Origin of the sequence: Microcoleus sp. BM001215392 (assembly GCF_036700185.1) — a bacterium.
Classification (GTDB): Bacteria; Cyanobacteriota; Cyanobacteriia; order Cyanobacteriales; family Microcoleaceae; genus Microcoleus.
Genome location: NZ_JAUBOJ010000159.1, coordinates 1 through 9,382 on the forward strand (window position 1 = coordinate 1; position 9,382 = coordinate 9,382).

Sequence of the window (9,382 nt, forward strand, 5' to 3'; positions counted from 1 at the left end):
ATTTTCTGCGGTCATGCTTCGCCCCTACGGATATATTCGCTTGCATTGAGATGCATCCTGTACTTCACTTACCAGCAAAAGTGTTGTACATAAAAAAAACTGGATCGAGGATTTTAGTCCTTACTACAAACAGGTGGATATAGCACAATACGGTTCAGTTAAGCCCGATCTCCCTGGCACACCCCTTCCCAAGGGGGGACAAGAACTTACTCAAAGTCCCCCAGCAATCAGGGGATTTAGAGGGATCTCCGAGGAATAAACAGTTTTAACCCAAGCGTATTGGGATATAGCAATTCTCAATAATAGGCGTACAACTTTCCATTCTTTCTTCGCGCTCTTCGCGCCTTCGCGGTTCGTTAAAAAATCTAATTCACAGCGCATATTGCAAACAACAAACAAAGCTATGAACTTATCATCTTTTATTCCCAAGAACTTATCTTCTTTTATTGCCAAACTCAAGATCAAACGCAAACTGCGACGCGCCCGCACTCCGACAATTTTGCAAATGGAAGCAGTTGAATGCGGTGCCGCTGCTTTAGGAATAATCTTGAGCTACTGGGGCTCAACTGTACCGCTAACAGAATTGCGCCGCGAGTGCGGAGTCTCGCGAGATGGCAGCAAAGCATCCAACATACTCAAAGCAGCTCGACTTTACAACCTGGATGCTAAAGGATTCAAAAAGCCGATCGCCGATTTAAAAATTCTGCCCCCTCCCTATATTGTTTTTTGGAACTTCAACCACTTTTTAGTAGTAGAAGGGTTTACTAAAAAACGTGTTTACCTCAACGATCCGGCTGCGGGGCCGAGAACAGTCGATCTCGATGAATTCGATCGCGCTTATACCGGCGTTGTCCTGATGATGGAACCGGGGCCAGACTTTAAAAAAGGAGGCAAAAAACCCGGAATTATCCCTGCCTTAAGCAATCGCCTCCAAAGTTCGCGGTGGGCGATCGCCTTTTGTTTGGTAGCAGGATTGCTGCTAACTGTTCCCCGTCTGGCGGTACCAGCTTTCAGCCAAATTTTTATCGATGAAATTCTTGTCGAAAACCGTACTGAATGGCTGCGGCCTTTGCTGTTGGTAATGCTGTTTGCGACTGCGATCCGGGGGCTACTGGCAAAATTGCGGTTTGTTTACCTGCGGCGGCTTGCTGTTAAATTGTCAGTTTCGATGTCGGGACAGTTTCTGTGGCATACTTTACGCTTGCCAGTTGGGTTTTACGCGCAGAGATTCACGGGCGAAATCAGCAGCCGCAGCGAACTTAATGACAAGGTTGCAGAGGTATTGTCGGGAAAACTGGCTACCACTGCGATCGACACGGTAATGATGGTTTTCTACGCTGCGATCATGCTGATGTACGATCGAGTGTTAACCGCTGTCGCCATTTTCTTCGCCGCCCTCAACTTCTTCGCCCTGCAATCTTTATCCCGCAGCCGCGTCGATGCCAATACCAGACTCGGATCTGAAAGCGGCAAAGTCAGCGGAGTTGCGATCGGCGGTATCCAAGCGATCGAAACAATCAAAGCCAGCGGTTTAGAGTATGACTTGTTTTCTAAGTTTTCTGGCTATTATGCCAAAATGCTCAACGCCCAGCAAGAATTGGCACTCCCGTCTCAAATTTTGTCAATATTGCCCGGATTTTTGATGGCCCTGGCCTCAACGTCTATTTTAGTTGTCGGTGGGCTGCGGGTGATGAACGGCAGCTTGAGTATGGGGATGCTGATTGCATACCAAACTTTAACGCAGGAATTTCTGACGCCGGTTAACAATCTTGTCGGTTTTGGGACGACGCTGCAAGAGCTAGAAGCCGATTTAAACCGTCTCGACGATGTTTTGCAAAATCCCACCGATCCTGAAGCCCAGAGGGGTAGAGGGTTCCACAGGCATTCGCTGGGAGAGGCCCGATTAGAAATTCCTGCCAATTCTCCAGGGTCAATTGTAGAGACAAGGGCGATCGACCCTGCACCCCATTCCTCAACCAGCATCACCTCAGACTCGTTTCAGCTTAAGGGTTATGTCGAACTGCGAAACATCAGTTTTGGCTACAACAGGTTAGACTCTCCCTTAATTGAAAATTTGACTGTCACTGTCAAACCGGGGCAGCGGATAGCTTTGGTAGGCGGCAGCGGTTCTGGCAAGTCTACTGTTGCCAAACTGATTACTGGCCTGTACCAGGTTTGGGAAGGTGAAATTTTGTTTGACGGCATTCCCCGCCAACAGATTCAACGTTCGATCCTCGCTAATTCGCTCGCAATGGTTGAACAGGATATCTTTTTGTTTGCGGGGACTGTTCGGGAAAATCTTACTCTCTGGGATTCAACGGTGCCGGAAGCTGATTTGGTGCGGGCCGCCACAGATGCGGCGATTCACGATTTGATTTTGAATATGCCTGGGGGATATGACGCCCAACTCAGCGAAGGGGGCACGAACATGAGCGGGGGACAGCGCCAGCGTTTAGAAATTGCTAGGGCTTTGGTGAGAAATCCGGCGGTGTTGGTGCTCGACGAGGCAACGAGTGCCTTGGATGCTGAAACAGAGTTGATTATCGATCGCAACCTGCGCCGTCGCGGCTGTTCTTGTATTGTGGTAGCTCATCGGCTGAGTACGATTCGGGACTGCGACGAAATTCTGGTGCTGGAACGGGGGAAAGTGGTTGAGAGAGGTACTCACGAGGACTTGCGCGATCGCGCGGGGGCTTACGTTCGTTTGATTAGTTCGGAGGAGGCATAGGTTATGGAAGGCAAAAATCCGCGATCGCACGAAGATAACGGTACTGGATCGGGAGAACGGCAGAATTTTTTTCCTAAAATTTCTGTTCGCGATCGCGATTCCTCGGAACCAATTTCCCAGACTCCAGATACAGTAACGGATGCTCCAACGCAGCCAGTGTTTGACCGCAGTCAGGGCGATCGCAATTCCCCGCCACTTTTACTCAATCCGGCTGGGGAAGTGCGCCGAATTAGAGGCAACGAACCGCTGTTGCTGGATGATGCTGCGACGGTGTGGGCGATCGAGTCCGGCACTCTGGCAGTGTTTGCGACCGAGGTTGAGGCGGGCGAACCTGCGGGACACCGCCACTATCTGTTCAGTGTCAGCGCCGGTGAGGCTTTGTTTGGGGCGGCGCCGCGGGACGGGTGGGCTATGTTGGCAGTGGCGCTCGAGCAAACAGAATTGCTACCGCTGGCGATCGCCGATTTTACCGCTTTAGTTGCAGGCGATCGCAGAAATGCGAGCGCCCTCCTAGAAACATGGGTAAAACATTTAGGAGAACTGTTAACAGCAGACTTGCCAGAAGCGGAAATCCCCAATTTCCAATTCCCAAATTCTCAATATTTGTCACTACAAATAGGAGAGGTGTTTTCGCCAGAAATCGACCGCCCAGTTTGGGTACATTTGAGCAGCGGCACTGTCTGGTGGATGGGAATCGAGGATTTGAAACTCGATTCAGCTTCGGCAATATTTCCGATCGCTCCTGGTATGTGGTTTGTGGCGGAAACTGCTGTTGAATTGCAGGCGACGGCAACCTCTCAATTGGAAAACAGCGAGCAAATTCCTGCCGGTTTGGCATTGCTGCACGCCTATTTTTTCGATCGCTTAAATTTACAGCTAAACAAGGAAACAGCAGCAGAATTTCAGCGATTTTTGCAGCGGGAGGAGCTGAATCAACAGGTGACAGACGGTGCTCTGGGACAACTTGTTGCACTGCTTCACCCTCAAGAAACCAAGTTTTTTGAGGAAGAAACGCCTCTGCTGGCGGCTGCTGGGGCGGTTGGTCGGGCAATGGGAATCGCGATTTGTCCGCCGGCGCGATCGGTCGATCTGAGCCGGCTGAAAGACCCGATGGAGGCGATCGCGCGATCGTCGCAATTTCGCACCCGCCAGGTGTTGCTGACCGGGAATTGGTGGCGGTGCGAACACGGCCCGCTATTGGCTTATCTGGCGTCAGACAACAAGCCGGTGGCACTGCTGCCGCGGGGAAATAATTATGTTTTGTTTGACGGGGATCGGCGAACTTGGACTCGGGTGACAGCAGCGGTAGCAAAGACGCTGTTGCCGGAAGCTCAAATGTTTTACCGGCCGCTGCCGCTGGTAATTCACAACGTCGTTCAAGTGTTTCGGTTTGGTATCAGAGGCTTTGAAAAAAGCCTGTTCGCTGTCATCGCGCTCGGACTTGCCGGAACGCTGTTGGGAATGATTGCGCCCCAGGCGACGGCGATTTTAATCAACGATGCAATTCCTGGGAGCGATCGGGTTTTGCTGTGGCAAATAGGGCTGGCGCTGTTTGCAGCCACCCTTGGAAAAACCGCGTTTCAAATAGGTCAAACAATTCTGACTGTGAGGGTAGAAAACGCTGCTGAAGGAGCTTTGCAGCCCGCAGTTTGGGACAAAATGCTGAATTTAAAACCAGCATTTTTTCGCAAGTATTCCTCCGGCGATTTGCTGACTCGTTTGCAAGCAGTCAGCCAGATCCGGCGGAAACTCAGCGGTGCAACGCAGCGCACTCTTTTAAGTGCGGTGTTTTCTCTGTTGAATTTAGGCCTGATGTTCTTTTACAGCGTGCGGCTAGCTTTAGTGGGAATTGGTGTAACTTTGCTCGCGGTGATTGTGACTGGAATATCTAGCGTTTTGCTGATCCGCAAAGAGCGGAAAATGGAGATGGCACACGGTGAAATTAACGGGCTGACAGTAGAGTTAATTAACGGTGTATCAAAGCTGCGGGTAGCTGCGGCAGAAGCGCGAGCTTTTGCAGCTTGGTCGAAAAAGTACAGCCAGCAAATTAAAGTCAAACTCGGCATTAAACGGATTGATGACAGCGTTTCGGTATTTAATGAAGCGCTGCCGCTGGTGAGTTCTTTACTGATGTTTTGGTTTGCAATTCTGTTTATGCAGATGAGTCAAGCTAAAGGGGTTCAAGGGCTGAATGCGGGTACATTTTTGGCTTTTAATTCGGCCTTTGGAACTTTTCTGTCTGCTGTCACGGATTTGAGCAATACTTTGACTGATATTTTAGGCATTGTACCGCTGTGGGAGCGAGCTAAGTCGATCGTCCAGGGAACGCCAGAATCCGATCCGAGTCAGGCAGATCCGGGTCGCTTAAAGGGTCATATTGTTTTGGATCGGGTTACTTTTCGCTACCGCGACGACGGGCCGATGATTCTGGAGGATGTCAGCATTCACATCCAGCCGGGGGAATTTGTGGCGATTGTCGGGCCGTCGGGCAGCGGAAAATCAACTATTTTTCGGTTGTTGTTGGGGTTTGAAACTGCACAAAGCGGGACTGTTTTTTATGATGACCAAGATTTGATGGGGGTGGATATCCAGGCTTTGCGGCGGCAGTTGGGAGTTGTGCTGCAAAACGGTCGAATGACTACTGGTTCGATATTTGATAACTTGACTTGCGGGGCGTTGGTGACGCTGGATGAAGCTTGGGAAGCGGCGCGAATGGCGGGCTTTGCTGAGGATATCGACCAAATGCCGATGGGAATGCACACTGTGATTAGTGAGGGCGGCACGAATCTTTCGGGGGGACAGCGGCAGCGGCTGTTGATTGCTAGGGCGATCGTCTTAAAGCCGAAAATTATTTTGATGGATGAGGCTACGAGTGCTTTGGACAACCGCACGCAGGCGATCGTTACTGAGAGTTTGGACAAGTTGAATGCGACGCGAGTAGTCATTGCTCACCGCTTGAGTACGATCCGAAATGCCGATCGGATTTATGTAATAGAAGCTGGCCGTTTAGTGCAGGCTGGTTCGTTTGATGAACTGGCTAAACAAGAAGGGTTATTTGCTCGATTGGTGGCGCGACAGTTATAGGAAAAGGAAGAAGCAATAAAATCAAACCTGGTTTTTGGGGAAAACCAGGTTTGTTTGGTATTTATGCCTAATTTCTTTACGGTTGTTTCGGAATGATTTAACCGCAGAGAGCGCAGAGAACGCAGAGGAGTAAGAAGAGAGAGATGAATTATTTCGATCCTGACGGATTTGATATAAGTTGTAATTTTTTACGATCGATCTTGCTTGATTATATCAGGCAACCACAGCAAAATTAATAATAGCAAGCAGATGATAACTAAGCCAATACTGAAGGGTACAGCACCGCTAGTATCTGGTGCTTGCTGCATGAGATAAAGTGTTTGCAACATTAAATTATTTCCTCCTAATTAGTTTGATTTTGATGATTTAGTAGGCTCATGCTATGGCCACCATTTTGTCAATCCAAAAGCAGCACCGAGGGCAGTACCTCTGGGTACGCCAACCGCAGCAGTTCATAGCCAATCCCAGCCTTTCCTTGGAAAAAACTTGGGCTAAACACATAATTAGGCAAGTTAGGAAACAGTTGATAAGCTCCTGTTTGTTCTGCTCTCGCTACTACACAAGTCGCTCTTTGTAACGCCATTTCTCGCAATTCGGGACGAGCTAATTTTTGGGCAGCAACGAGCAGCAACTCAGTGCGACCAAAATTGCCGCAGCAGAGAGAGTCTAAACCTTGCAAGCCATACTTCTGAGTCGTTTGCAATGCCACTTCCACATCTTGATAGATTTCTTCTGTCTCTAAAATCGACAAACCGCCCAACCGCGCTAAGCCAATTCCAGGAGCACCGTGACACCAACTGACCATAAACCCAGGTTGACCGTTTTGCTGTGCGAAGGAGGAACGGAAATCAGGCCAGTTGGCAGCAGAGGACGAGAAAACACTGCGTTCGTAGGCAATTCCCTCAAGGGCTGCTTCTAGGTAGGCGCTGTTCTCTGTTACCGCATAGAGCCTCAGCAGGGCATAGGCAATACCACTGGCTCCTTGAGAGAAACCTGTCAACGGTTTATCTTCAATAGTTTTCCAGGCTCTGGGGGAACCCTCAACGCTGAGACGATGCTCTAGCAAATGCTGACCGCAGGCGATCGCTTTATCTAAAACTACCTGCTCAGTCGTCTCCCGATAAAGTGTCAAAAGCCCCAGAATTGCTCCTGCTGCTCCAGCCATTACGTCCAACTGTTGGTCAGCAGCAATCAGTTCGGGTGTAATTAAATTTGCAACTTCTCTTGCATCTTCCATCAGGGCTGGTTCCTGAAGGAATTGACTAATTTTGACCATAGAATAAACGATCGAACCAAGTCCAGTAGCGCCACCAATACCCATTGTCTTAGCAAATTTTTGAGTCAATTGAGCATTGGTTGTTTGCAACACTTTCCGTAAGGATTCCAAAGCACTCAAAGCCAAGTCACGAAATTGGCTGCTGCCTCCAATTCGAGCCAAAGCCGCTAGAAACAGGGCAATGCCACAGTTACCGTCGTAGAGGTTCGCACCTAGGGGTTGAAATTGGAATCGATCGGCATTGGGAACGTAGCCTAAGCTAAGCCAATAAACACTGCCCGATGCTTCCTTGATGGCGTGGGTATGGATTTCCTCTGCAATGGCATCAGCACAAGCGAGCAACTGTTCTCTGGTTAAAGGGCTTTGTGTTGAGCAATCAGCCGCCTCTGGAGTTGAAACCATACCAGCTTGCTCAGTTCCAGGCGATCGCGCTACTCTGGCATAAAACGTTCCTCGGATCATGGCAACTTGCCGAGCTAAATCAGTCTCGTCGAATTTTTGCAACCGAGAGATCACCTGAGTGTGGGAGGGTTCTGTAAGGAAATGTTGAATCGGTCGATCGACACCAATGGTGAGGGCATTGCTGTCGGAATCGGCGGCAAAGTAAGGAATATCTAACTGCTCCATTGCCTTCAATTCTGAGTGCAAAATCGACCAAGTTAGAGGCTTGCTCTCAGTTGTCAAAAAAGCACGGGCTAAGATATCCAGTTCAATGCTTCGATCCAGCCCATTTTTTAGAAATTGGGGAGACAGGGCATTATTTAAAATGACAGCATAAACTTTAGTATTGCGGAAAACAAACCGTACCTGCTGAGCCTCTAGCGCGGCTAGGGGACTCGATGAATTTTTGAGAGAACTGAACTCACCTGCTAAGAGTGCCTCTCGGTGTTCGAGCAGGAAGTGATACATCTGTTCAAACCCCTCAACTAACTCTTCAAGATAGTCATTCGGGGACAGGGGAACTTCGTTCAAAATCGGTACATTTTTCTGGACTGGTATCGCAACAGTTTTGTATGCCTGGTGCATATTATCCGTATTGACAAACTCCCATTGCTGCACGCGCCCAGGCAATGGCTGTGGATCGATGCTCCCCAGTCCAGAGATATCGTAGGCAAAGCGGTTATCTTTGTTAAAGTTCCAGTGAGGAAGGAGTCCAGTGCGTAGGACTGAATCCCACAACAGTCGATCGTCAGCCATCTGTTGCTGTTGTTGAGGGAAGTCTTGCAGTTTCGCCTCATGGTGCATCAGGGTTTCCATGTCAATCAGCAACAAGTGTTCCCCGTTGGCGATTAAATTCTCATGATGGCAATCCGTTCCGCCCAAGGCATACAGCAGGCACAGCAGCATTCCTGTTCGTTGGTAGAAGCGCCGCGCCGCCGCCTCATCCTCGATCGGCAAATGCTCCACAAATTCGACCCAGCCATAGGTTTGGCGATTGAGTACCTTCAGGATTTTGAAAGATAAAGGCACGCTTTGCTGATTGCACCACTCTAAAATCTGGTTGTAGGCAACATCTAAGCCTAAGTCTTTTGGTTTGTAGACAAGCTTCAGTCCCGACTCAAAAGTGAGAGCGATCGCACTGCGTCCTCGATGATGGGGGTCAGATAGATGCGGCTTGATTTCAACAACTTTTCCTAGCTCGGTAATGGGTAATTCTTCACTACTTTTCTGCTTCTCTACTCCAGAACTCCTGCGATCGAGTGGAAACACTTGCCCAATTTCAGGTAAATCTGCTTTTAAGCGTTGCAGAAACTCGGCTGTTGCTTCTACCCAAAAATCAATTCGAGTTGCTATCAATCTTCCCAACACTGGATAGGTTTGGAAAAAAGTTAGCATTCCCTCCTGTAAAAGTTTTTGCACAAATGCCTGGTAATAAGTTTTTTCAGGCGGAACTTCTATCTTTGTTACTAGAAAATTTAGAACACCGTATCCCAAGGGACGAAAACGAGAAAATTCAAGTGCTAGGGTTTTCTCGCACAGGTTTACTAGCATGACGAGTAAGCTGTACTCCAGCTTTAGGTAGGCTTCCTCTGTGAGGATTTCTAAGGGAAAATAGTTAGGAGATGATGACTCAGAACCCAGATGAGCTAGCAATTTCTGTCGCGCTACACGGATAGCTGGCAGAAGCAAGTCTTCAAACGGCAGTGGATTTTCAGGGTCAATTGGAAGGGGTAATAGTCCCCAATCCCTGGTTTCCACTCTCCCTTCTGAAGCCGTTTGAATGATTTCCTGTAAATTTATTTCCTGTAAATTTATTTCCTGTAAATTTATTTCCTGTAAATTTATTTCCTGTA

The 9,382-nt window shown here is 48.8% G+C and carries 4 protein-coding genes; 2 read left to right on the top strand and 2 right to left on the bottom strand.

The genetic code is table 11. The features are described from left to right. Positions 1-403 precede the first annotated feature (403 nt). Positions 404-2,728 (top strand): NHLP family bacteriocin export ABC transporter peptidase/permease/ATPase subunit, encoded by a 2,325-nt coding sequence (locus QT974_RS17770; RefSeq protein WP_333469760.1) that lies wholly within the window; start codon positions 404-406, stop codon positions 2,726-2,728. 3 nt (positions 2,729-2,731) lie between these two features. Further along, on the top strand, positions 2,732-5,812 hold the full coding sequence (locus tag QT974_RS17775; RefSeq protein WP_333469761.1) for an NHLP bacteriocin export ABC transporter permease/ATPase subunit: 3,081 nt from the start codon (positions 2,732-2,734) through the stop codon (positions 5,810-5,812). Between the two features lie 188 nt (positions 5,813-6,000). On the opposite strand, the gene QT974_RS17780 is transcribed toward QT974_RS17775, so the two are convergent. Both QT974_RS17780 and QT974_RS17785 read right to left on the bottom strand, forming a co-directional pair. Then, positions 6,001-6,141 carry a hypothetical protein gene (locus QT974_RS17780; RefSeq protein WP_333469762.1) on the bottom strand — a complete coding sequence of 47 codons (141 nt, stop codon included), beginning with the start codon at positions 6,139-6,141 and terminating at the stop codon, positions 6,001-6,003. 68 nt (positions 6,142-6,209) lie between these two features. After that, positions 6,210-9,382: type 2 lanthipeptide synthetase LanM family protein (locus QT974_RS17785; RefSeq protein WP_333469763.1), on the bottom strand; the 3,173-nt coding region annotated here is incomplete at its 5' end.

What these genes read in the sequence shown, in the direction of transcription:
- QT974_RS17780 (WP_333469762.1), bottom strand. Translation starts at nt 6,141, where the DNA reads ATGTTGCAAACACTTTATCTCATGCAGCAAGCACCAGATACTAGCGGT.
- QT974_RS17770 (WP_333469760.1), top strand. Translation starts at nt 404, where the DNA reads ATGAACTTATCATCTTTTATTCCCAAGAACTTATCTTCTTTTATTGCC.
- QT974_RS17775 (WP_333469761.1), top strand. Translation starts at nt 2,732, where the DNA reads ATGGAAGGCAAAAATCCGCGATCGCACGAAGATAACGGTACTGGATCG.